The following is a 25,171-nucleotide window of genomic DNA, read 5'->3' as shown; positions in this document are numbered from 1 at the left end:
CTACGCGCCAGAGAACGACCCAAGCAGGATAGAAAAGTGACGATAAAACTGATTGTCGGCCTGGCAAACCCCGGCGCAGAATACGCGGCGACCCGGCACAATGCTGGTGCCTGGTACGTAGATTTACTGGCTGACCGCCATCGCGCCCCGCTGCGCGAAGAGAGCAAATTCTTCGGTTACACCTCGCGGATTAACCTTGCCGGCGAAGATGTCCGCCTGTTGGTCCCGACCACCTTTATGAATCTCAGCGGCAAAGCCGTGGCGGCGATCGCCACCTTCTACCGCATTAATCCGGATGAGATTCTGGTGGCGCACGATGAGCTGGATCTGCCGCCCGGGGTGGCAAAATTTAAGCTCGGTGGCGGCCACGGCGGCCACAACGGTCTGAAAGATATCATCAGCAAGCTCGGTAATAACCCCAACTTTCATCGCTTACGTGTCGGAATTGGCCATCCGGGCGATAAAAACAAGGTTGTCGGCTTTGTGCTGGGTAAACCTCCGACGAGCGAACAGAAACTGATTGATGAAGCCGTTGACGAAGCGGCGCGTTGCACCGAGGTGTGGCTGAAAGAAGGTCTCACCAAAGCGACCAACCGTTTACACGCTTTTAAAGCGCAATAACCGGTCGACGTGCGGAATTTTTGCCGCGCACGGTGTATAATAGCCAAAGCTATTTACTTTTCTGCAATCTGTTCATTGTAACAGGTTGATTATCCAAAGATTAAGGTGATTTAAATCATGGGATTCAAATGCGGTATCGTCGGTTTGCCCAACGTCGGCAAATCCACCCTGTTCAATGCGCTCACCAAAGCGGGTATTGAAGCGGCCAACTTCCCCTTCTGTACCATTGAGCCGAACACCGGTGTCGTGCCGATGCCCGATCCGCGTCTGGACAAGCTGGCTGAAATCGTCAAACCACAGCGCATTCTGCCGACCACCATGGAATTCGTCGACATCGCGGGCCTGGTGAAAGGCGCGTCCAAAGGCGAAGGTCTGGGTAACCAGTTCCTGACCAACATCCGTGAAACCGAAGCTATCGGTCACGTGGTGCGCTGCTTCGAGAACGACAACATCATCCACGTGAATAACAAAGTGGATCCGGCAGACGACATCGATGTGATCAACACCGAGCTAGCGCTTTCCGACCTCGATACCTGCGAACGAGCGATTCACCGCGTACAGAAGAAAGCGAAAGGCGGCGATAAAGACGCGAAAGCTGAGCTGGCGGCGCTGGAAAAATGCCTGCCGCAGCTGGAAAATGCCGGCATGCTGCGCGCGCTGAAAAACCTGACCGAAGAAGACAAGGCCGCCATCAAATACCTGAGCTTCCTGACGCTGAAGCCGACCATGTACATCGCTAACGTGAACGAAGACGGTTTTGAGAATAACCCCTACCTCGATAAAGTTCGCGAGATCGCCGCAGCTGAAGGCTCCGTAGTGGTCGCCGTGTGCGCTGCTGTCGAGTCTGATATCGCTGAACTGGACGATGCCGACCGCGATGAGTTCATGGCCGAGCTGGGTCTTGAAGAGCCGGGCCTGAACCGCGTGATCCGTGCCGGTTACGAACTGCTGAACCTGCAGACCTACTTTACCGCTGGCGTCAAAGAAGTTCGCGCGTGGACTATCCCTGTTGGCGCGACCGCTCCGCAGGCGGCAGGCAAAATCCACACCGACTTCGAAAAAGGCTTTATCCGCGCCCAGACCATCGCCTATGAAGACTTTATCGCTTACAAAGGTGAGCAAGGGGCAAAAGAAGCCGGTAAGATGCGCGCTGAAGGGAAAGACTACATCGTTAAAGATGGCGACGTTATGAACTTCCTGTTCAACGTCTAATTCGCTTCTGTTGTCTTAAGCGATCTCGGTAAATCGCATGAAGACTGGAATACCCCATAAAATCCACGCACTTGCGTGGGTTTTTCTTTTCATAATGTCTCAACTCATCTCATAACAGCGCAGTCAAAAATGAGTACAGACATGAGTACAATCAGTTTTCATCTTCATTTTAGGTGAGTACAATAGCGGTATAAGAAATAGACAAGGACTCGTTATGCTCACTGATACGCAATGCCGCACTGCTAAGCCGAAAGAAAAACTCTATCGACTCAATGACTTCAATGGTCTCTACCTCGAAGTGAAACCCAACGGCAAAAAGGCATGGCGCTATCGGTTTAAACTCAATGGTAAATCCAGTATGTTTGCGCTGGGTGAGTACCCGACGGTCAAACTTGCCGAAGCCCGCGAGAAATGCGAGCAAGCGCGTAAGCAAGTCGCAGATGGAGTTAGCCCGACACAGGCTCGCCAGTTAGATAAGATCCGCAAGGTCAATGACGCTTCTAACACCTTTGAGCTGATCGCCAAAGAGTGATTGCAGATGAAAGACTGGGCCGAAATCACCAAATCGCGGCGACTGGATATGCTTGAACGTGTGGTTTTTCCCGCAATCGGTAAGCTCCCAGTCAGAGAGATCACTCCACATCACATTCTTAAAATTCTTCAGGAAACGGCTAAGCGCGGCGCTCCGACAGTTGCCGCTGAAGCCCGTCGAACCATTTCATCTGTTTTCGAGATGGCAGTAGCGACACTTAGAGCAGATAGCGATCCTGTATGGCCTGTGCGCAAGGCCCTTCCGGCTAATAAGACACAGCACAAACAGGCACTAAATCCTCAGCAAATCGGAAAGTTACTAAGCTGTTTTGACAATAGTCGTGGCTCGTATCAGGTTAATTATTGCATGTGGCTTATGTGGTGGACATTGGCGCGTCCTGCAGAAGCCACCGAAGCAGAATGGACAGAATTCGATCTTGATAACGCCCTATGGACCATTCCGGCAGCGCGAATGAAAGCCCGCAGAGAACACGTTATTCCTCTACCTTTCCAAGCTGTCAAAATGCTCATAACACTACAGGGGTTAACCGGGCATCGGCAGCACCTTTTCCCGGGCAGAGATAATCCGCTAGGGCCAATGACATCGCACTCGCTGCGCCAGCTACTTAAAAGCCTCGGATGGAGTGGCATTTATAGTCCCCATGCTACCCGAACTACAGGAAGTACGCGTTTAAACGAAATGGGCTATCGACCTGATGCTATTGAGGCCCAACTTGCGCACGCTGATACCAACAATGTTCGTCGCACATACAACCATGCGACTTATCTTGATGAGCGTAAAGTGATGATGCAGGAATGGGCTGATTTGCTTGATGGATGGGTAAGCAGCACTCGCAGCAGTGCGGATGTTTAGTAAACGATAATGCTCTGATGTTTTATTGTTGATTAACATAGATATTTATTGATATTTAATTCAACCCTACAATTTAATCCATAGTAGATGTAAACATTGAATACTAGATGCCCAACGTTTCGGTTTTTTGATCACGTGTAGCCAGATATTTACAAGCCCTGCAGACTACTTTTCAACTGCATGCCCTTCCAAACACTTTCTATGTACAGCATGTAAATGCTACAAACTTCTGCGGAGTGACCTGCCCCCAGGATTAGATACAACCTACAGTTAGTAATGTCGGTTGGTTTTTCTTCATATTTCCCGTTTGGCCAGTCCGTTGCAAATTCAGTTGGAGTCGGGTAATCCAGCAATTAATGCGGACGGCACTCGTTACAATCCTGTTGCCAGTCATTAATCGTTTTCCGGGAATGAAGAATATCGCTGAACCAGTGTTCATTCAGACACTCATCGCGAAAGCGGCTGTTAATACACCCAATTTTCACGGAAATGCGACAGATGTCATAGTCACTGGCGTTCGGAGTTCTCATGGCACTTATTTGCTGTTATGCGAAATTGGTCTTGGCCACGGTTCAAAAAGGAATAAAGAGGGCCGTAATTTGAATGATATGCAGTAAATTCAATTACCCAAGATATAAGAATCAATTTGTTGTCTACCGTAATTCGCTGTATTTATTTAGAAATACAGCGAATACCAGTTGTTTTATTTGATCAATTACTATTACATCAGAAAATTGAGCTTTTATAAACTGGACAATAGATTTTTTTACTGCTCAACAAAGTTGAGAGATGATTAAAATCAACATTTTTTGAATAGACTATTTCGTCTATTACAGTTTGCCAATCTATTGGTACTTTACAAGAATATCCAGCCTGGAGAATGACATTCTTATCAACCCATTGATTATTAGTGTTATCGTATTGATATACCAACCTAACTTCTTGCTCGTAAGATAGATCTTCCTGTAGACGCATTAATGATAATGCTGCGCCTTGCCCCTGACTATCTAGATGTTTTTGCCAATCAGGATCGCTAAAGAAATTGCAAAGATCGGTGACTTCCTCATATAGGACCTTGCCTATATAATGATGAAGTGAGAAAAAAACATCATTTGTATTCATTAATGAAGATAATAATTTTCTTGGAGTACTTTTAATTCTTACTGCTGGGTTGTTTCTGGAAAAATTACTCCAATGATCTATGCTCTCGTTTTTTTCCAATGTCCAGCACGTTGCATATAAATCATCGACAATCCCGGTTAAATATAAAGCCTCTCCAGTTAAAGAATCTTTAAACTCCTGATTTAATAAGAGGTTTTCATAAGGATCACCCCACGTTTCTTTGGAAGGAAACATATGCGTTAAATAATCATTTCTTAAGTCGCCACTGAAATATTTAAACTGCATTATCTTATATATTTCCGTATCAGGATCTACATCGAAAATATTAGCCAAAACATGTATAGGCTTTTTCTCAACAGGGTTTTTCCCCATCATGGTTAATTTGCTTAGTTGAGAAATCATTTCTTCATTCTTTTTTAAAAACATAACACACCCATAGTGACTATTTTAATTTTCATTAGAACAAAACTTTTACTGGATATTTTAACTACCTATATTTACGCTCTTCTTCTGATAGCTTTTCAACATATGCCTCTAAAAGCCTCTTAGCCAAACTATAAGATTCCCTATAAATATTAAACATCTCGGCTTGTTCTTCTTTTTCGTCTTTCTTTAATTCACCTGCATGCACTAATTGTGATCTGAACTCATATAGATCATAAAATAGTTTTGCATCCTTTTTACTCAAAAGGCTTTTTACAAGAATCCTACAGTTCTTTCCGATTGATTGATGATGTAATTTGTCCAACTCTTTCTTGATGGACTCTTTAACCTGAATATCGATTTCCGCCTCGTTCAACTTTTTAGACAAATATTTTAATGCGTCAATTTCAGCGTCAGGACGTCGCATTTTTTCCGACAGAACCTCAATGGCTGTCATCGATAAAATAATTCTATTTATGAGTGAATCGTCAAAAAGTGATGTTGTAAGAATCGAAGTTGCCGTTTTTATTTTCTTGTACGATTCACCAGCTACAAATACACTTTCAAATCGATTATAATGTTGACTGAAGAAATTATTGAATCTTTCTACATCGACAGCTTCATTTTCTTGAGTGGCTTTTGTATCCCACGCAATAGATTTTTCCAGAAATAAATTAACCCCGAACTTATCACTCCAGTGAATTAGTGGTATTTCAAAGAAACTATCATGCTCCACAGTATGTTGCGCAAAAAAATCTTTTTCCGCAGCTCTCTTGGCCTTTTCAAGCAACGCAGCTGATGCCAAATTATCAGGGTACGCAATACCTATTCCTAATTCTGCGAAAGAAAAAATCAAAGCCTGCTCAACTCTTCTAGAAACCTCTGCTATTTCTTTATAGAGTGCGTTTTCCAAGTTCCTCAACCTGAGAATCCTAGCTTCCTTCAATGAAAGACCAGAATCTGATTCTATAATAAATTTATCTAAAAATACTAATGAATTACAATCAATACCAAGAGGTGTTGATACCTGAAATCTAATGTAAAAACCCCACTTATCCTTTTCAGGTTGCATTGTATGTTGTTCATATGAATTAGCTAACAATGAATATTCCTCCAAAACCTCAGAAAAAAGCCCAGCATCAACTTCATCAAGCATTAAAATTAATTTTCTGATTTCATCGTTTACCGCTTGCGTTATTTGTTCCACCGTTATTTTTACGTTATTAAAATTATCAATCGCCAGCTGTGGTAAAATATCAAGTAATTGTTCAATCTCCTCTCTTATAAGGGGGGTTGAAATTTCGACCCCAAACACATTAAGAATATCTTTTTTTTCATAACAAATCCTTTGTGCCAGTTGCGGTTTCAATTAATCCAGTAAATTGCACCAAGTGTACAAAACATATCCTTTTTGGTGCTCATTATATTCGGTACTTTCCAGCACTGATGCGCGATTCTACTGCTTTGAGCTTGCTACAAACAAGCTTAGGTCTACCGCAATAGAATTCATAACCCTGAGTTGATCCTAGGCGCGAACCTGAGCATTACGTCTGTGCGAATTTTTGCTTCGTTGCCTTTTGCACTCCTTTTCTCGCTCGTCTGATAAGTTGAGTGTTGTCCTGGGCCGTTTGTTATCTACAATCTTCCCCTGGTCGATACAGGCCTGCTTGCTACTAAAGGCTCCGATATCCGTAGAGAAAGCAAGGGTACCATCGTGATAATCGAGCACTTTAATTTTCTCACTAGAAACCGCTGACCTGCTCCCCATTGCTTAACACGCATCGAAGTAAGTATGCATTCCGAATGACCCTGACCCCGAATATGCTCCAGTCATAATCAGGAATAACCGGCTTCTGACCCTGACCCCGAATATGCTCCAGTCATAATCAGGAATAACCGGCTTCATGTTGGCTGCATATTCAGGCAACCGGCAGACTTTTCAGCAAATTCAGATGGCGTCATCCAGCCCAGCGCAGAATGGGGACGTCTCTGGTTATAGTGTATGCGCCAGGCCTCGATTTTGCACCGTGCATCCTCCAGGGACATGAACCAGTTTTCGTTCAGGCATTCCTGCCGTAACCTGCCGTTGAAGGACTCCACCGTCGCATTGTCCGTCGGTGTTCCCGGGCGTGAGAAGTCGATTCTGATGCCTCTTTCGTACACCCATCTGTCCAGCATTTTACCTGCAAATTCAGAACCATTATCGGTTTTCAGCAACTGAGGTAAAGGACGTCTGAGCGCTATGCTGTTCAGCATTTCTGCCACTTCTGTTGAACGCAAATTCTGCCCCACGCAGATCCCCAGGCATTCGCGGGTGTACAGGTCGATAACCGTCAGCAGGCGCAGTCGTCGCCCGTCAAACAACGCATCAGAGACAAAATCCATGCCCCAGACGTGATTCGGATACAGACCCTGAGGCTGCGGTTGTCGGCGCTGGGCCGATTTATTGCGGCCTGGCCGTTTGAGACGCAGTGACAGCCCCTGTTCGCTGTAAAGCCGGTAGATCCGTTTGTGATTATCGCGCCAGCCTTCCCGCCTGAGCATCACGTGTACCCGGCGGTACCCGTAATGAACCCGGGTTTCGGTTATCTCACGGATGCGTAGCCGCAGTGCGCTGTCGTCGGCGGCCACAGAACGATATCGAAACGAGCTGCGGCTGACCCGCAGCGCAAAACAGACCTGTCTCTCACTGGCCCCGTAGCGGGCTTGCAAATCCCTGACCCATTCGCGCAGGCGTGCCAGCGTCAGCTCTTTTTTGCCAGCACGTCCTGCAGCATCGCCTTGTCGAGGCTCAGATCGGCAACCAGCCTCTTCAGCCGCAGATTTTCCTCTTCCAGTTGCCGCATATGCTTCAGCTCCGAAGGAGAAATACCACCGTATTTTTTACGCCACGTATAGAAAGTGGCATCCGAAATGCCCAGCTTGCGACAGACGTCCGGCACTGACGTACCCAGTTCAGCCTGCTTCAGGGCAAAAACAATCTGCTCTTCGGTGAATCGTGACTTTTTCATCGGCACCACCTCCGTTCAGGGGAGTGTTTATCATGCCGGAATTCTGTTTCTGAATGGAACAGGATTTTGGGTCAGGGTCAAGGGCCCGTTCCAGTGCCAAGTCATGCGATGCAGAGCCGGGTGCCGTAAAATCGAAGGTCAAAATTTGGATCCGACGCAGCAAAAACCAAACAGTTTCATTGTCGTCAGGCGAACCTTCATCAAGTAAATGGGTTTTGAACGTCTTGACGAATGAGCGCATATCGTCGTTCGCTACACCAGCCAGATCAATTTGTGCGGCGAACGTAGTTGCGTCGCTAATTTGGCGGGCTAGTGTGAGTACGTCTTGATATGCTCCATCTATCTTGCGAGACCCTTTAGTTGTCGCGATCGCTAACTCGTATCGCTGGGTTGAAAAATCAGGTCGTTGAGAAGCTTTGACGATTTGGCCCACGACTTTACGAAAGACCGGATCGGAAGCAGCGAAGGTGATAGACCGCTTAACCTGAACTTCGAGAACAGCCACTTTCCCGGAAATGTTGTCATGCCCGTGAATGATCACGTCATCAAGCGGATACCCCGCGTTGGCCTGTTGCAAGGCTACTCGATCTATTGACGCACCGGGAAGGCCACGTGCAGGGGCACCAGCGAGCATGGCTAGCATGTACGACGCCGCAACTTGGGCCTCAAAATGAGTACCTGCAGGCCCACTGGCAAGCGTGCTTGTCCCTGGGCTTTTATCCTCAGGTAACGTGTGCTGTTCTCTCATGCATCTTCCTTTCGAAGCTGTCGCCCATTGTTTATCTTGCGCTGACCCAGCCTTTAACTATTGGCATACCCATCGACATTATATTTTTTACCCAATCGATGTGCACTAAATTCTCTTCCAAACAAAGATTCAAACATCCTTAATGATCTTGCTAACCAGCTCTCCAAATCTTGGCTCTTGTAATATCGAAAATGGTCTCGTGCTCAAGGAGCACCGATAGCGATAGACACTCGTATACACGACCATATAGCAATCTTACTAGCTGAACCTTGGCATTCCATGCCACGGAATCCGGAAATCTCAGATCGGCTTAAACATTTCCACGGTCGTGATAAAGTTCGATAAGCATGCCCCGTTTTCTTGAGCTGGCGACCATTGCTACGCTAGCTGCTATACGCAGGATGTGGAGTGCCCATGAGCTTGTAGGCAAATCAGCCCTAGAGTTGGACTGACCCCGCCCCGGTAGACGATCCTGCCCTATATTTGGAGTCCACCCACGCGGTCTTCGTCATGTTTAGATGGCCCCAAGTCCAAGTTGTAACAGGTCTGGTATACATCCACCCGATTGTGCATTGACGCTCATCTTTTAGACAGATATTGTGATGTCATATTAAAAATATGAGGTTTTGTAATGAATGAGCTCCTTTTACCAGAGCAAGTTAAAGCTGCAAGAGCTCTTCTCGCTTGGTCTCAACAAGAACTGGCCTCCAAAGCAAATGTGGCAACATCTACACTTGCGGATTTTGAGCGTGGCTTTCGTACTCCAGTAGCAAAAAATGCCCAAGCTATCCGTGATGCCTTAGAAGCTGAAGGTTTGCAGTTTATAGCTGGTGGGGTAGTTGAAAGGGGTATGCTGCAGCCACCTGAAAATGTAAAACCTGGTTCTTTGATGCGCTGGATTAATGCAACTCACCTTTCACAGTGGGGTGAACGGAGAGATGGTCAGAGTGGTATTCCTGAATTATTACGACGTTTAATTTTTGCAACAGTAGGTCCTGCCGCAAAAGTTCATTTCCCATCAGATGAGAGTGTGCAATATCCTGGTTGGGATGGTGAGTGTAAAACGAGTTTGGGTTTGGGCTTCGTTCCTGAGGGTGATTCTGTTTGGGAAATTGGTGCTCAACGTACCTCTATCCGCGCTAAGGCAGAAGAAGATTTTAATAAAAGATCTGGGAATCCACTCGGATATAGTCCAGATAAAACAACGTATGTATTCGTTACTCCACAACGCTTTCCTGGTAAAAATAAGTGGGTAGAGGAGAAAAAAGCTCTCAATATTTGGCTGAATGTCTGTGCCATTGATGCTGATGATCTTGTCCATTGGTTAGAAATTTATCCTGCGGTCGCTCAGTGGTTGTCAGTAAAAATAGGTCATCGGCCACAGGGATTACGTAATATTGAAGAGTCATGGAGCGAGTGGATTCACGCAACGAGAACACCTCTCACTCCCGATGTTATCTTGGCCGGACGTGATGAAGAACAAACAAAAGTCCTTAGGTGGTTAAGAGATTCACCGCAACAACTCTCGGTGCAAGCCGAAGCTCCCGATGAAGCACTAGCTTTTCTTTATGCATCTATAAGTCCTCTGCCTGAAGAGCATAAGCTGTTCTATTGGAGCAAATGTGTCGTAGTTGACAACGCAACAACAGCCCGGCAATTAGCTGGTTTAGGCACGCCATTAATCATTGTTCTCACTATTTCAGAACCGGGGATTGCGCAATCTCTTGTTAATAATGGTCACCATGTCTACGCTATCTATGGCTCAGATGTGTCTCATCTATCCGGTCATTCAATACGCCTCCCCCGCCCATGGAGATTTGAGCTAAAAATAGCATTAACTCATGCTGGATTAAATGAGGAGGATGCTCATCGTTATGCCCACGCATCAGGCCGCAGTATTACGGTCTTAAGGCGCTTAATGCCCATAGCCCCAAACTATAAACCACAATGGGCTGAACATGTTTCATCTGAGCTTATTGCCGCAATGTTCGCGGGGAGCTGGGATGAAACCTCATCTCAAGATCAAAAAATTATTAGTGATTTAGCTGGTTGCTCTTATGAGCAGGTAGAAGAAATCTTGGCACCGTTAGCATCCACTTTTGGTGGTCCATTAATTCGCTCTGGTAATCTTTGGAGAGTAGTTTCATTACGAGATCTTTGGACTCAAGTAGGTAATCAGCTAACTTCCCACCAACTAAAGCGCTTTGAGAATACATTCCATTCGGTGGTGAGCGCCATTGATCCCTATTTTGAGACTCAACCTAATGCCGATACCTTCTATGAAGATAATAGCGTAGGGAAACCATCAGGTAGCATCAGACGTGGCTTAACAGAATCGATGATTGCCTTGGCTGTTTTCCCAGAGGTAGCAACGCTTATTACGGATGTATCTTCTCATGTGAATAGTGCGGTGTATAAGTTGCTTAATAATGCAACTGAGCCACTTTGGTGGTCTTTGTCTCAGGATTTCCATAATCTTGCAGAAGCAGCCCCAACGGTATTTCTAGACGCTGTAGAAGCTGGGTTGGAAGGCGATTCACCTCAGATTTTGTCATTATTCCGAAGTGATGAAGGGATAATGCAACCCACAGAGTATCTTTCAAATTTGTTATGGGCATTAGAGATGTTAGCGCGTAGCCCACGTTATCTAATGCAATCTGCACTTTTACTGGCTTGGTTAGATGATGTTGATCCCGGAGGTCGATGGGGAAACCGTCCAGCAGTTTCTTTAAGGCGGATTTTTGTTAGTTGGTCACCACAAACTTATGCTAATTCATCACAACGTATTAAGGTCATTGATCGGATCATATCGCTGCATCCAATTGCTGGTTGGAAGTTATTGCTCGCATTAGCACCTCGTTCACACGATACTTCAGAACCTTCTTCTATGCCAAATTGGCGTGATTTCACTCCTAATGAGCCGGAGTCTATTACCTGGTCCTCTGTTGCAACAGCAGCATGTGAAATCGGTGAAAGATTATTAATGCATATAAATGGGAGGTGCGAACGGTGGTTTGAACTTTTCCATCTTTGGGGGAATTTTGATTCAAACTGGAAATTTTCAGCAGCTAAGCAATTAGCTGATTACTCCCTTAACCTCACATCTTCTGATAAAAAAGAAAGGTTGTGGAATGAGTTACGGCATTTTTTACAGAGAAACCGTGGCTTCAAAGATGCTCCATGGGCTCTGTCTGAAGAAGAATTAGCACCGTTGGATGCTATATTTCTTTCACTAACACCAGAAAATGTCGAGGAACGTTTTCGCTGGCTATTTTGTGCAGGGGCCAATGAGTTAGGCGAAAATTATGATTGGCAAACACAACGAAATAGACTCGAAGAGAGACAATTGGAAGCAGTAGAGTTCTTACTTGCAGAACTTGAATTTGAACAAATATTTCATTTCTCTTCAACAATTACGCTGCACTACGATTTTGGTCTTGCTTTAGCGCGATCCTCAACAAAGTGTGGGCATAAACATTTTCTAATGAAAAAAGCGCTAATGTCTGGTGATTCAGATATAGCAAATATTGGTTTGGGAATTCTTTATGGACTCAAAGCCACGAAAGGCTCAGAAAGCGAAACTTGGGTTCAAGAAATATGGGAACAAGCTATAACTGATAATTGGGGGAAGTTAGCGGAAGTACGCATTGCCCAAGTATTACCACCTGTAATGTCACTTTGGCTGAAAATAGAATCGAGACCAGTTAATATTAGTACAATATATTGGCAGACGATCCCTACATTTAGGCTTTATGCAGATTTAGAGCTTGAGTATGTCATTGATCATTTACTTCTGGCAGACCGAAGTCACGATGCTCTTGCGTGGCTTGTTAATAATATAAAAATAGAACCAGAGGGCTCAGTTATTATTAGAGTAATGCATACCGCTGCAAGCACTAAAGACTCTTCCAATAATGATAATACGATGTCGAGCTATTATATTGGTATTCTCCTAGATTACCTGGAGAGTGATGTAAAGACTTCAAAAGAAGAACTTGTGAGGCTCGAATGGATTTATTTTCAAGTTTTACGGTATTCACGACATCCAGCCAGAAACTTACATCAGGCTCTTGCTAAAGACCCTGTATTTTTTACCTCACTAATGAAATTACTCTATCTACCTGAAGAAGATAGTGGTGTAGTTGAATCTGAACCAGCAAATCCTAAGCAGGCCCGTGATCTAGCAAGCCAGGCATATCAAGTTTTGCATGATTGGGCAATTGTACCCGGGACCGATGAGAACGGGACTATTGACTCTTATGTATTGATGTCGTGGGTCAAGCAAGCTCGTCAATTACTGAAGTCTGCAGGTCGTGGTGAAATAGGTGATGACACGATTGGTATGATTCTCTCTGCCGCAAAAAGAAAAAAAAATGAAACGTGGCCGCCAGAAGCAATTCGCGAAGTTCTTGAGTTTGCTAGAAGTCGAGCAATGGAGAGTGGTTTTGAAGTTGGTGTTTACAACCGCCGTGGCGTAACTGTACGCATGCCACATGATGGTGGGGGGCAAGAACGAATATTAGTAGAACGCTATAAACAAGATGCTGATGATCTTAGATTTGAATGGCCTCGAACCGCAGCTTGCTTAGACCGCATTGCTATAAGCTATCAACAAGATGCAATTAGAGAAGATCACAGTGCGGACCAAGGTGATTGGTTATAAACCCTTTTATCATAATTGTATTTATTGAGTTTTTTAAATATGCAAAGGAGATTACATGCAAAGAAATTTATTAAAATACTTAAAAGCCTCTACAGGAAAAATAAGGAAGTGTCAAGAAGAAGCTGTGGGGAAATTTTTTAAATTTAAGAAAAGAAATATTCGTGATAAGGCATGCTTAATTAACTTGCCAACGGGAGCGGGTAAAACAGGTGTCATAAGTTTAATATCACATCTAAGTAAAGAGCGAAATATTTTAATTATCTGTCATAGGAGAGCAGTTAAGGAACAGCTCTATAGAGAAGTATCAAGTAGATTTTTTAGAGTGACGTTAAACGATCCAGATATAAAATTAAAGAATACCTTTAAAAACATTAATAATTTAAATGAAGAAGGTATATATATATCAACATTTCAAAAACTATCAATGTTATCACCAGAAGACCTAGATGAGACACAAAGTTTCTTTGATCTTATTATTATTGATGAAGGTCATTCTGAACCATCTCCTGTATGGCGAGAAATCGTACGACAATCAGATGCAATAAAAGTTGTAATAACGGCAACACCATATAGGAATGATCTTTTCGAATTAAACGTTGACTTAGATGATTATTTTATCTTTACATTTAAACAGGCTATTTCTGATAAAATAATTACTGAGCCAAATTTCATTCAAGTGAATTCAATGGAGAAAATGCTTCAAGAAGTACAGGTTTTTCTAGAGAAAAATGAAAATATAAAATGCATAATAAAATGTAAAGATGCCTATGATATATCTCGATACCACGAATCAATTTCTAAAAAATTCAAAACAGTAAGTATACATGAGACATTTAGAAATGATGAAGTTAGCGGTAAATTTAAATCAGTAAATTCCGCATTAAAATCTGACAACATAAGAGTTCTAATTCATCAACATAAACTTGATGAAGGTGTAGATTTGCCTGAAGCAAAATTACTAGTTTTAACCTATCAAGTTGGAAGTGGTAGAGAATTGGTTCAAACTATTGGGAGAGTTGTTAGGAATTACAATTCAATAGAACCGATGATAATAGATCTAGCTAGTTCATCCAATGAAAGAATGTGGCAAAGTTACCGTGTATTTGATGACTACATATCAACACCTAGCGGTTCAAAAGGATTTATAAAATCGCTAAGCACAACTAACCTAATAAAAGGATTTCTTGATAACTTCCCTGAATACAGCTACTTCTCTAGTCGTTTCAGAGAACGATTGGACTTGCAATCCATAAATGCCAATGATATTTCAATACCATTGGCATCCGTTTGCTTTATAGAAAAAGGGCCTAATTACTCAACCCCCCTTCTTTTGGATAAAATATATTGGGAACTGCATACACAAGGTTCACTTGTTAAAGAAATAAAAAATGACCATAATGTATTCATGTATCTATATATATCATTCAATAGCTCCAGGTATCTTTCTGATAAATTATTTTTTGAACCAAAGCTAGAAATAATAATAATCAAAGAGTTATCTAATAGCATAGCTATCTTTGACAGCGCTGGTGCCAAGTATGCAAATAGAATCGACTTAAATCTTGCAAACCCTATAAATATTAATAGATTAACAGCATTAGCTGCAGCCACTAAAGTCCGTGAAATAAAAGAAGCTCACTCAAGGGCTATAGGTACTGCAAAAAATAGACCTGAAGCGATGTCCTTAAAAGGTAAAAACCTAGAAAATATAAATAGCACTCAGCGCAATGCCATGTACGCACTAACAACATTGAAAGTAGTTAATAAGGATGAACAAGGGAAAAATGACAGTAGTTTCTATATAGGGGCTAGGTCTGGTCGTGTCTCTGACCAAATGGAAAGGAATTTTAGTATAGAAGAACTATCTGAATGGATTGAGAAAATTGATTTAGGAACAGCAAAAGAAGCAACTAATAATGGCCGATTAATAAAGTCATTCTCGCAACCCATCAATGAAAAACCCAATTCCGATATAGTTTCAATTATTCTAGATTTATCAGATTTCGATACCGAATTAATTTCCGAAAAGAATTTCCTACCGGACTATTATTACCTTCAATATTCAGAAAGTGAAGGTGCGGAGTTATTTGTTGGTTCAAAACCATTTAAAATACAAATTCAGTATGAAGAAGATAAACATAGTTACCTTTTGACAACTACTAACAATTATGATGATTTCAATAAAATAATTTCTTATTTAAATAATGACTATTTTAGAATTCTTTTCTTAGATGGAACAACATATAGTGCGTCGAAATTTTATAAATTTTCACTTCCTTTTGAAAAAGGTATTACTGCTGAGGAAAGTTGGGCGGGACGTTCACTCATAAGCATTCCAGCCCTGCTTTCAAAGGGTCTTAAAGAAAAAGGAAAGTATGATGAAAAAGATATGTATATTAATACTACAAGCACAAGCTTTGATAAGAATTCTATATTTTATTTAATTGATCAATTAAAAAACCACTCAAATAGCAATGCTACTCTTCCACAATTGGGCCCCTTTCATCCTTATATTCCAAATTGCGATCTCGTTCTTTGCACTGACATGGATACAGAACCATGTGATTTTATCGTATCATCACCGGATAAATTATGTTTCATTCATGTAAAATGTGGGAAATCATTCAGTTCTCCAAAATCCTCAGCAGGAGCGATAGCAGAGGTCGGAAGTCAAGCAATTAAAAACTTAACCTATCTGATTTCACACTCAGATGCTAATACCCCAGGAAACTACTCTATTTGGGATAAAGCATGGCCATCCCATAAAGCCAAACATAAACTTGAGTCTCGTTTTAGATTAGCCTTTAACGAAATTGGAAAGATCCCTAATAAAGAAAATAAACTTAAGGAAAAAACCTGGGAGTTAATATCTAATAGAAGAAAATCACCACTGTGCAATAAAGAAATATGGATAGTAATGGGCAACTCTTTTTCGAAAAAACATTTCATTGAAGAGATGTCAAAAGATACTGACCAGCAATCTGAAACAATACAAGCTTTTCAACTAATCGAAGATTGGTTAAGTAGTGCTGATGAGATGGGTGTAGATATAAAAATATTCACATCATAACAAACTCACTTCCCCGACACATTTAAGTGTGTCGGGGAAGTCATGGATAACCAATTCAACTGATTATTTTTTTAATGACTAATAAATGCCATTTACTCTCTGACTCCACAACAATAAGGAAGGGATAATGTTTTGATTCATGTCCTGACATCACGCTGGTTAGATCCGCTGCGGGATTGTATTCCGTACGGCTGGTAACTATGGCGTAATGAAAGACTTCACCGGAGCAATGGCGAACCTTCTTGGTTTCTCTGTCGCACCACGGCTTACCGGGATACTTACACTTCATTAGGGCATATCCCTGGACCGAACACAGATTGCCCCCCACTTATGCCCCCAACTGTGATTTGATTCCAGTTGATACCAAAAGATAAGGTATGGGCTAGAAACTAGCCGTATACGGGCTTTGAGTTGGTTTCGGTAGACTTGGCAAAAGTTTGAAATGGTGCCGATTATGGAGTCGAACATACGAACTGTCCATTTCGGAAGCGAGCCAATTCCAAAATGAGTACAATAATGAGTACAATTAAAGAGCAGTAGAAATTAAAATATTAAATATCAATAAAATACAATAAAAGTCACGATTCAACGTCTGATTCCCTTCCTACAGTTTTATGAGATGCCATACCCTCTCATGAAGACTTAAAACTCACTAAATCCACGCCGTTGCGTGGATTTTTTTTATTTTCATCGCGCCTGGTACATTGCATGAAAGCGCGGGAGAAATGTGAGCATACGCGTAAGTCAGTCGTAGAGAGTGTCAACCCGGCACAAGCCAGAGTTGACTGAAACAATCCGGCTCAGCATCTGGAAAGCATCACCATGCTGCAGGTGAAAAACCGGCTCCCGCCCTGCCGCTGGAGCGACTGCCCGAATACTGGAGTCTATCGGTGGCTATCAACACAGGCATCAGTGACACAGACGGGTAGCCCCGTACAGGGGCTACCCCGGGTATGGCAGGTGCGGAACTATCTCCGGATAAAATTAGTAAGTGTGAAAATATTGCTGAATGAGCTGCGGATTTTTAGTTTGGGTCAGTGCCGTCATCAACAAAATTCGCGCTTTTGCCGGGTTAAGCGAATCGGACACCAGTCCAGGCTGGCCGTCATCAACCGGAACGACACCGCTCCCCGTACGTGAGGCGCGAACGACCACGATACCGGCTTTTTCCGCCTTTTTAATTCCCGCAGCGCTGCGTACAGAGACCGATCCCGCTCCGGTGCCTGCATAAATAATACCGTCGACATGATGCGCAATCGCCGCGTCGTACATATATTCAGGGTCGTCCTGATAGCCATATATAATGACCACTTTGGGCAATGTGTTAAGGTTACGCACGTCAAATACCGAGCGTACAGTGTGAATTTTATCCACACGGGTTTCAAACTGCGGTTTACCGCTCACTATCACCCCAAGATAACCCTCTTCCGGCGCTTTGAAGGTATCCAGTGTCGTGGCATTGGTTTTAGTGACAAAACGGGCAGCACCGATACGATCATTGAGAACCACCATCACTCCGCGTCCTTTCGCCTCCGGGTCAGCCGCTACAGTCACCGCTTCCAGCAGATTCATCGGACCATCGGCGCTGATTGCCGTTGCCGGACGCATCGCTGCCGTAAAGACAACCGGCTTGTTGCTTTTTACGGTCAGGTTAAGGAAGTAAGGCGTCTCATCAAGGGTGTCCGTTCCGTGGGTAATCACGACCCCATCCACATCATCGCGGGCCAGCAGTTCGTTTACGCGTTTTGATAGCTTGAGGATTATCTCGCTGGTCATATTTTCACTGCCAATGTTTGCCAGCTGCTCTCCATCAATACGGGCCACTTTACTCATCTCAGGCACGGCATTAATCAACGTCTGTACGCCAATTGCCCCGGCTTTATATCCTGTAGTCTGAGTATTACTCGCCGCCGAGCCGGCGATGGTACCTCCCGTAGCAAGGATGACAATATGCGGCAGATGCGTCTCACTTAACGCGAAAGTACTTATTGTCAGTAATGCCATTGCCAGTAATGCTCTAAATTTCATATTGACCTATCCCAAAAAGATAAAATTAAAATTCGCCAGGTACTATTGCAAAAGGCTTGTTGCAAAAGGCTTGCCAGGAGTAATTTTCTTTTTATCTGCAGATATGTTTAACTTTGATGCAAGAAAAGGGATTCTAATAATTTTGCGCACAACGCTGGTGCAGCGATGAGCGAAAAGCGGGCATAAAAACTCACAATCAGGCCCAACTCACTTATCCCATCTTGCAGCACTGACCTTTACCCGCCTGTTATCTGCGTCAGCTACAATTGCAGCGGCAGATCGGTTGTTTTCCTTGAAAACCAAACGAAATAAAAATGCTCGTTCCTGCTTCTTTGTCGGTGGTGTGTATATTATCCACGGACAATCACGCATCTTTATCCACGCTCAGCGCCACCGCGCGGGTATCCTCCAGCACCCGTAACCGACTGTTCAGCGCCTCGTTGATAGAATGATACGCCTTACTGCCCAGTGCCAGACGAAACGGTGGCGCCTCCCCATCCGCTGCGTCGATTATCGCAGCGACGGTTTTTAACGCATCGCCGTGAATCGCGATAGTTCCCTGCGCCAGACCGCGGCGCACCTCGCCGGCGGGCGTATTGTCATAACAGGCCATCGGCGAAGCTATATCCAGTCCGCCCGCAAAGTTCGTCGCCGTCGGGCCGGGCTCAGCAATCATAAAATCGATGCCAAAAGGCGCCACTTCCTGGGCGACGGATTCAATAAATCCTTCAACCCCCCATTTGGTGGCGTGATAAAGGCTGAAATTCGGCCAGGCAATCTGCCCGCCTTCTGACGATATCTGCACAATGCGTCCCCCTCCCTGCCGACGCAGAGCGGGTAAGGCGGCCCGAATAAGCTGAATCGGACCGGTGAGATTGGTGGCAATCTGCCGATCAATCTGGGTATCGCTCACCTCTTCCGCCGCGCCGAAGAGCCCGTATCCCGCATTACTGACCAGCACATCGATACGCCCGGCGAAGTCGAATGCCTGCTGTACCGTTCGACGTACCGCATCCGTCTCCGTAACGTCCAGCAGCAGGACATGAAGCTGCCCGCCGTATTGTGCCCGCAGGTCATCCAGCGCGCCGGGCTTGCGCAGGGTAGCAATCACGCTGTCGCCCCGCGCCAGCAGGCGCTCCGTCATCAGGCGTCCAAGACCGGTTGAAGTACCGGTAATTAACCAGGTTTTGCTGCTCATCGTTAGTCTCCAGAAAAGTCATTAACTCGCCGATACAGGATATGGCATGATAATTAGCACGATAAGACTCAACAAATGGCATGAAGAGGTGAAATGAAATCACCAGTTAAAACTCCGACGCTTTCCGATCTGAAAGCCTTTATCGCCGTAGCGGAACAGCGTAGTTTTCGTCGCGCAGCCGATTTTTCCGGTGTGACTCGTTCCACGTTAAGCCATGCTATCCGCGGGCTGGAAGCGCGTCTGGGCGTTCGCCTGTTGCATCGCACCACGCGCAGCGTGGCGTTGACCGAGGCCGGAGAGGCGCTGCTGCGGCGTATTTCACCGCACCTTAACGGGCTGGAACACGCGCTGGAAGAGATTGCCGATACCCAAGGACAGACCGTGGGTACGCTGCGTATCAATGGCGGGGAAGAGGCTATTCACCTGCTGCTGCAGACAATTGTGCCGGACTATATGACACGGTATCCCGGCGTGTCGCTGGATCTGGTGGTAGATGGCCGGCTGGTAGATATCGTCGCCGAAGGCTTTGATGCGGGGATCCGTCTGGCGGAAGATGTCCCTGCTGATATGGTGGCTGTACGTTTTGGCGAAGATGTGCGGTTTCTGGCGGTGGCGTCGCCGTCGTATCTGAACCAGCATCCTGCTCCCGCGAGCCCGGACGATCTGGCCCACCATCAGTGCATTCGCCAGCGTTTACCCAGCGGTAAACGCTACCGTTGGGAGTTTTCCCGCCACGGTCAAAGCATCCTGCTGGATGTGCCCGGAACGCTGACGCTAAACAGCTCGTCGCTGATGGTGGACGCCGCGATCAAGGGGCTGGGGATCGCTTATGTCCCGGACGTACACGCCCGCGCTGCGCTGGCGGATGGCCGACTGGTCACCGTACTTGAGCCATGGTGCCCGCCGATTCCGGGTTTATGCCTCTGGTTTCCGGCCAACCGGCATATGCCCGCCAGCCTGCGCGCACTGATCGATCTCATTAAAGAGCGAAACCGAGGCTCAATGCCGCGAGGGCAAGCGGGCGGTGACCTTGATTTCAAAACGGAAGCCATATAGCCAGGTCACGCCGACGCCCGTCAGCGTCGGCCAGGGGGCTTCCCCCCAGTATTCCGGCAACACCTTCCAGAGCGTGTCGATAGTCGATTGCGCATCGACCAGATACAGGGTGACATCAACCACATCGGCAAACGTACAGTCTGCGGCAGCCAGCACCGCATTAAGGTTATCAAATGCCCGGCGGATCTCCTGCTCCAGCCCGGGTTCCGCTGAACCATCTTCGCGACTTCCTACCTGACCGGAAACAAACAGAAAATCGCCGGATTTAACGGCCGGAGAGTAACGGTTTTGCTCATACAGCGCCTGCTGTCCGACGGGGAATACGATATCTTCTGGCTTTCTCATCTTTTATCCTGTTCTGACCTGTAGGGGTTCAGGGATGATAAGCGCCCGCATCTGCTGTCGCTATGCCCGCAGACTGGCATGAGCCGGTGAATATTATTCACCTGGGAAGGGTGGCGGTGGCTAATTGCGCAATGACAGCCCCTCCGAGCGGGCTGGAAATTTTCCGGGTGTTAACCCGCGGGGTATCCAACACATGCTGCGACACAGAGTACGGCCACGCAACACCTTCAGCGAGGGCATGGAAAATGCCCCCCTGTCTCAGCACTTCCAGCGCATCATGTACGCGAGTATTTTTATTCCAGTCAACATCAGGGTCCTATCGCTGGCACGAGGCGCCCCTGCACTTTTTTGTCAGCCATAAAAGAGTACCGCAACGAAATCCTGACTTAGCACAAGCATAGCCAGCTTCTTATCCATCCCCCCATGACACAATAAGCTCTCTTTTTACATCCGGCATTTGCCTCCCCGCAATCCGCTAACGGATAAGGTAATCGAAAGATGGCGAGCTATTTCTTTTCTCTTCCTGACGTCTATTTTGGTGAAAATGCAATTCAAACCTTGCGTCGGCTGAACCATAAAAAGGTGGCGATTGTGACCGACAGCTTTATGGTGAGCTCCGGTAAAACACGCGACCTGATTAATGAAATGCCGCAGGCCTGCGTCTCTATTTTCAGCGAGGTGAAACCGGACCCGAGCGTGGAGATCCTGCACGCCGGCGCCGCACAGTTTAAAGGTTTTAAACCGGAGGTCATTATCGCGCTGGGCGGCGGCTCCGCTCTTGATGCCGCTAAAGGAATCAAGGTTACGCTGGAAGAGTTTCTGCCCGGCCACGCCATAGAACTTATCGCCATTCCTACCACCAGCGGTTCCGGTTCAGAAGTCACCGCCTACGCCATCATCTCCGATCCGCAAAACGGCCGAAAATATCCGCTGATTGCCGATGAACTGATCCCGGACTGCGCCATCCTTGACCCAAACCTGGTGCTCTCGGTTCCTCGCCAGGTCGCGGTGGATACCGGCATGGACGTCCTGACCCACGCCATCGAGGCGCTGGTTTCGACGGGGGCCAATGATTTTAGCGACGCGCTCGCCGAGAAAGCCATTGCGCTGGTCTGGCAACACCTGCCCGACGTTTTTAGCGATGAGAATAATATTGCGGCTCGGGGCCATATGCACAACGCCTCCTGCATGGCCGGCATGGCGTTTAATTCGGCGGGGTTGGGATTAGTGCACGGTATGGCGCACGCTATCGGCGGGATGCTGCATATCCCGCACGGCAAAATTAACGCCATGCTGCTGCCGTTGATTATTGAACACAATGCCCGCCACGCCCCGCACGCGCGGATGAGATACCTGAAATGCGCCGCCATTATGGGCATCCAGGCCGCCACGCCGGAGCAAACCCTGCGCGCGCTGATCGGCAGCATTCGCGATATGAATCACCATTTTGGTATTCCGGCAACACTGCAGGCGCTGGGAAAAGACCGGACGGCTGTGGAATCCCTGCGTCAGGCGCTGATCGCGGCGACCTTAGGGGATGGCTGCACGCAAACCAATCCCTGCCAGCCCCGCGCCGCTGATGTAGACCGCTTGCTGACCGCCATCGCCGGCTAAATCTGGACAAGATTGTCCTGCGTCCGGCGGACCGTCAAAAAAGTCCTGCGCAACAGCAAAAAGGCCAACGCGGGACTGAATATGCTTGTATCGCTCTTTTCATCACTTTCAGGTTGTTGACGCTATGAATGACACCCAGCAGCAAGCCGAATTAATCGCCCGGGAAATTCTTCAGGAACTCAAGGCCCGTGGCCCCGGAGCGGTGGCCGGCGCCCCCCTCGCCGCACAGACGTTGCATATCCCCGTTGGCATCTCTAACCGCCACGTTCATCTGAGCCGGGAAGATATGGACATTCTGTTTGGCTATGGCGCCACTCTCACCCGCATGAAAGCGGTAAAACAGCCGGGCCAGTATGCCGCCGAAGAGACGGTGACGCTGCGCGGACCAAAAGGGGAGCTGACCAGGGTACGCGTCCTTGGCCCGCTGCGCAGCGCCACCCAGGTTGAAATCTCTGTCTCCGACAGCTTTGTTCTCGGCGTTAAGGCGCCATTGAGAATGTCCGGCGATCTCCAGGACTCGCCGGGAATCGAGATTATTGGTCCGCGCGGGCGAGTCAGCAAAACGGATGGCGCGATTGTCGCCTGGCGCCATATTCATATTTCTCCCGCCGACGCCGAGCGCCACGCCCTGCGCGACGGGATGGAGATTGACGTGCGTATCGACGGCTATCGCGGCGGCATTCTCAGCCACGTGGTGGTCCGGGTGAGCGCGGATGCGGTGCTGGAAATGCATGTTGATGTTGAAGAGGCCAACGGCTTTGGCTTGCGTAACGGCGATTGCGTCCAGCGCGCGTTCACGGAACACCGCCATGACTGACAGCACCGCAACCAGGCGGCTGAACACATTGGCGGAGCTGGTCAGCCAGGGCGGATACCGCCCCTGGACAGGCGCGCTAAAAGTGGGTGTCGATCCGGGTACGGCCAATATTGCCGTGGTTGTGCTGGATGAAAACGATAACCCCGTCGCCGGCATCAGCCATCCTTCACGGGCGGTGAAAGACGGCGTGGTGGTGGATTTTCTGACCGCCAGCCGGGTGGTGAGTGGACTGAAAACAGCGCTCGAAGAGCGCCTTGGATGCCCCCTCATCCGCGCGGCAACGGCCATCCCGCCGGGAATCACCGCCGGGAACACCAAAGTTATCGTCAATATGGTGGAGGCCGCCGGACTGGAGGTGACCGACGTGGTTGATGAACCGGTAGCCGCGGCGCTGGCCTTAAACATTCGCCACGGCGCGGTAGTTGATGTGGGCGGCGGGACAACCGGGATCAGCATTCTGCGCAACGGCGAGGTGATTTTCAGCGCCGATGAACCGACCGGGGGCAACCATATGACCCTGGTACTGGCAGGCGCTCTGGGCATGCCTTTTGCCGAAGCGGAAGCGTTGAAAAAGAGTCCGGAGGAGGAAGAACAGGTCTTTACCGTGGTCCGTCCGGTGGCTGAAAAGATGGCTCATCTGGTCGCGGGCTGGCTGGCGGGTTATCCGGTCGACGACATTTACCTGGTCGGGGGCGCCAGCAGCTTTCGCCAGTTTGCCGACGTCTTTCGCCATGCCACCGGTAAACGGGTCATTCAGGCGCGGCAGCCGCTGCTGGTGACGCCGCTTGGCATCGCCATGCGCAGCCGCTGAGGAGAATAACGATGGATGCACAGCGACTCTCACACCGGCTCGACAGCCTCATTACGGACCTGCTGGCTCAACGCCGACGGCGCCTGCAAGCCCACGGCAAGGTGATGCGCGTGGTATTAAGCGGCGAGGATCTCGCCACGCTCCCGACGACGCTGGATTGTCTGACGGCGCTGAACCAGCGCGGCTATCTGCTGGTCATGACCTTTTCCCATAGCGCCATCCAGGCGTCATTGCACTCCACCTGTCTGGAGGCTCTGGCGCAGCGCGATGTTGAGGCGCTGTGCGACGATCGGGATCCCTGCCCGACAGAAGAGACGTTCAGCGGCCTGTATCTGCCCTCGCTGTCTACCAACAGCCTGAGCAAAATCGCCTTAGGTATTCGTGATAACCGGGTGTGTCGCTGGGCTTTTCACGCTCTGAGTCTGAGCAAGCCCATCATCGTCACGCTCAATGCCGAATGCCGGGATGAAGCCGCCAGCCAGCTCCCCCCGGCATTGCGGGCACGGCTGACCAGCTACGTCGCCACCCTCGGGGAGTATGGCTTCACGATTATCGGCCGCCCCACGGTGAACCCGGCGCAGAGGCCGACGGCGCCCGTCGCTAAACCGCTGATCACGCTCAGCGATGTGCGCCAGCTTCCCGCAGGCGCGGTACTGTCCGTTGGACGCCGGACGCTCATCACCCCCGCCGCACGCGATGAAATTCGCGACCGCGGTATTGTCATGGTGCAGGGTCACCAGGAGGAAATATGTATCTGGCAAAAGTAACCGGAGCACTGGTGTCGACGACCAAGCATGCTTCGCTTAATGGCGCAAAGCTGCTGATTGTCGCCCGCCTGGATGAACACTATCAGCCCACCGGCACCGCGCAGGTCGCCGTCGACTTTGTCGGCGCCGGAAACGGGGAAACGGTCATCGTCACCACCGGGAGCTCCGCGCGGATGACCACCAGCAAAGAGCACTCGGTGATTGATGCTGCCGTGGTCGGCATTGTCGACTCGCTCGATCTTAACAACCAGTAAGCACCA

Annotated in this window: 17 protein-coding genes and 4 pseudogenes; 11 read left to right on the top strand and 10 right to left on the bottom strand. The window is 47.4% G+C overall.

Annotated features, from left to right (window positions below; all coding sequences use genetic code 11):
* Positions 1-36: 36 nt before the first annotated feature.
* The 3 genes and pseudogenes from pth (at position 37) to GRPL_RS0125730 (ending at position 3,238) form a co-directional block, all read left to right on the top strand.
* Positions 37-621: an aminoacyl-tRNA hydrolase gene (gene pth, locus GRPL_RS11260; protein WP_032687094.1), complete on the top strand. Its 585-nt coding sequence runs from the start codon at positions 37-39 to the stop codon at positions 619-621.
* Positions 622-738: 117 nt separating this feature from the next.
* The gene (gene ychF, locus GRPL_RS11265; RefSeq protein ID WP_032697407.1) at positions 739-1,833 is read left to right on the top strand and encodes a redox-regulated ATPase YchF; all 1,095 of its coding nucleotides are present in this window, start codon (positions 739-741) and stop codon (positions 1,831-1,833) included.
* 214 nt (positions 1,834-2,047) lie between these two features.
* Positions 2,048-3,238, top strand: a pseudogene (locus GRPL_RS0125730) (tyrosine-type recombinase/integrase).
* 269 nt (positions 3,239-3,507) lie between these two features.
* Here GRPL_RS0125730 and GRPL_RS27565 read toward each other — a convergent pair.
* From GRPL_RS27565 to GRPL_RS11290, 6 genes and pseudogenes are all read right to left on the bottom strand, one after another.
* Positions 3,508-3,717: pseudogene (locus tag GRPL_RS27565) on the bottom strand (integrase core domain-containing protein); the annotation flags it as partial.
* 247 nt (positions 3,718-3,964) lie between these two features.
* Entirely contained in the window at positions 3,965-4,786 is an 822-nt protein-coding gene (locus GRPL_RS11270; protein ID WP_032699454.1) for a hypothetical protein, read from the bottom strand.
* 61 nt (positions 4,787-4,847) lie between these two features.
* Positions 4,848-6,152 carry a HEPN domain-containing protein gene (locus tag GRPL_RS11275; protein WP_155274629.1) on the bottom strand — a complete coding sequence of 435 codons (1,305 nt, stop codon included), beginning with the start codon at positions 6,150-6,152 and terminating at the stop codon, positions 4,848-4,850.
* Between the two features lie 87 nt (positions 6,153-6,239).
* Positions 6,240-6,539, bottom strand: a pseudogene (locus tag GRPL_RS28245) (ISNCY family transposase); the annotation flags it as partial.
* A 146-nt stretch (positions 6,540-6,685) separates the two neighbouring features.
* Positions 6,686-7,794, bottom strand: a protein-coding gene (locus tag GRPL_RS11280; protein ID WP_142131557.1) for an IS3 family transposase whose coding sequence is annotated in 2 segments (ribosomal slippage) — positions 6,686-7,533 and positions 7,533-7,794 — 1,110 coding nt in all. Because the reading frame shifts where the segments join, the coding sequence is not laid out codon by codon here.
* The gene (locus GRPL_RS11290) at positions 7,739-8,542 is read right to left on the bottom strand and encodes a hypothetical protein (protein WP_050500312.1); all 804 of its coding nucleotides are present in this window, start codon (positions 8,540-8,542) and stop codon (positions 7,739-7,741) included. The genes GRPL_RS11280 and GRPL_RS11290 overlap by 56 nt, the downstream gene beginning before the upstream one ends.
* Before the next feature lie 631 nt (positions 8,543-9,173).
* Between GRPL_RS11290 and GRPL_RS11295 the strand changes: the two genes are divergently transcribed.
* Both GRPL_RS11295 and GRPL_RS11300 read left to right on the top strand, forming a co-directional pair.
* Positions 9,174-13,205, top strand: a complete 4,032-nt coding sequence (locus GRPL_RS11295) for a helix-turn-helix domain-containing protein (protein ID WP_032699450.1) — start codon at positions 9,174-9,176, stop codon at positions 13,203-13,205.
* Positions 13,206-13,260: 55 nt separating this feature from the next.
* The gene (locus GRPL_RS11300) at positions 13,261-16,275 is read left to right on the top strand and encodes a DEAD/DEAH box helicase (RefSeq protein ID WP_032699448.1); all 3,015 of its coding nucleotides are present in this window, start codon (positions 13,261-13,263) and stop codon (positions 16,273-16,275) included.
* A 103-nt stretch (positions 16,276-16,378) separates the two neighbouring features.
* On the opposite strand, the pseudogene GRPL_RS28240 reads toward GRPL_RS11300, so the two are convergent.
* The 3 genes and pseudogenes from GRPL_RS28240 to GRPL_RS11310 form a co-directional block, all read right to left on the bottom strand.
* Positions 16,379-16,542, bottom strand: a pseudogene (locus GRPL_RS28240) (phage integrase central domain-containing protein); the annotation flags it as partial.
* 717 nt (positions 16,543-17,259) lie between these two features.
* The gene (gene fraE / locus GRPL_RS11305; protein WP_032687093.1) at positions 17,260-18,303 is read right to left on the bottom strand and encodes a fructose-asparagine asparaginase; all 1,044 of its coding nucleotides are present in this window, start codon (positions 18,301-18,303) and stop codon (positions 17,260-17,262) included.
* 364 nt (positions 18,304-18,667) lie between these two features.
* On the bottom strand, positions 18,668-19,501 hold the full coding sequence (locus GRPL_RS11310; RefSeq protein WP_032699446.1) for an SDR family oxidoreductase: 834 nt from the start codon (positions 19,499-19,501) through the stop codon (positions 18,668-18,670).
* Between the two features lie 93 nt (positions 19,502-19,594).
* Between GRPL_RS11310 and GRPL_RS11315 the strand changes: the two genes are divergently transcribed.
* Entirely contained in the window at positions 19,595-20,557 is a 963-nt protein-coding gene (locus GRPL_RS11315; RefSeq protein WP_032699444.1) for a LysR family transcriptional regulator, read from the top strand.
* Here GRPL_RS11315 and GRPL_RS11320 read toward each other — a convergent pair.
* Positions 20,501-20,902, bottom strand: coding sequence for a RidA family protein (locus tag GRPL_RS11320; protein ID WP_032699443.1), 402 nt, complete (start codon positions 20,900-20,902; stop codon positions 20,501-20,503). The two genes, GRPL_RS11315 and GRPL_RS11320, sit on opposite strands and share 57 nt — an antisense overlap.
* A 498-nt stretch (positions 20,903-21,400) precedes the next feature.
* Here GRPL_RS11320 and GRPL_RS11325 point away from each other — a divergent pair, with 498 nt between their 5' ends.
* The 5 genes from GRPL_RS11325 to GRPL_RS11345 all read left to right on the top strand — a co-directional run bounded on the left by GRPL_RS11325 (position 21,401) and on the right by GRPL_RS11345 (position 25,165).
* A complete protein-coding gene (locus GRPL_RS11325; protein WP_032687089.1) occupies positions 21,401-22,516 on the top strand; it encodes a 1-propanol dehydrogenase PduQ in 1,116 nt (371 codons plus the stop codon).
* Positions 22,517-22,640: 124 nt separating this feature from the next.
* Positions 22,641-23,333, top strand: a complete 693-nt coding sequence (gene pduL / locus GRPL_RS11330; protein WP_032699441.1) for a phosphate propanoyltransferase — start codon at positions 22,641-22,643, stop codon at positions 23,331-23,333.
* Positions 23,326-24,144, top strand: a complete 819-nt coding sequence (gene eutJ, locus GRPL_RS11335) for an ethanolamine utilization protein EutJ (RefSeq protein ID WP_032699439.1) — start codon at positions 23,326-23,328, stop codon at positions 24,142-24,144. The genes pduL and eutJ overlap by 8 nt, the downstream gene beginning before the upstream one ends.
* Positions 24,145-24,155: 11 nt before the next feature.
* A complete protein-coding gene (locus GRPL_RS11340) occupies positions 24,156-24,911 on the top strand; it encodes a hypothetical protein (RefSeq protein ID WP_032699437.1) in 756 nt (251 codons plus the stop codon).
* Positions 24,893-25,165: a EutN/CcmL family microcompartment protein gene (locus GRPL_RS11345; RefSeq protein WP_032695221.1), complete on the top strand. Its 273-nt coding sequence runs from the start codon at positions 24,893-24,895 to the stop codon at positions 25,163-25,165. Before GRPL_RS11340 ends, GRPL_RS11345 begins: the two co-directional genes overlap by 19 nt.
* Positions 25,166-25,171: the final 6 nt, after the last annotated feature.

Source organism: Klebsiella planticola ATCC 33531 (assembly GCF_000735435.1).
GTDB lineage: Bacteria > Pseudomonadota > Gammaproteobacteria > Enterobacterales > Enterobacteriaceae > Klebsiella > Klebsiella planticola.
Note: the sequence above shows the minus strand (reverse complement) of the source record. Positions and strands in the feature narration are given on the sequence as shown.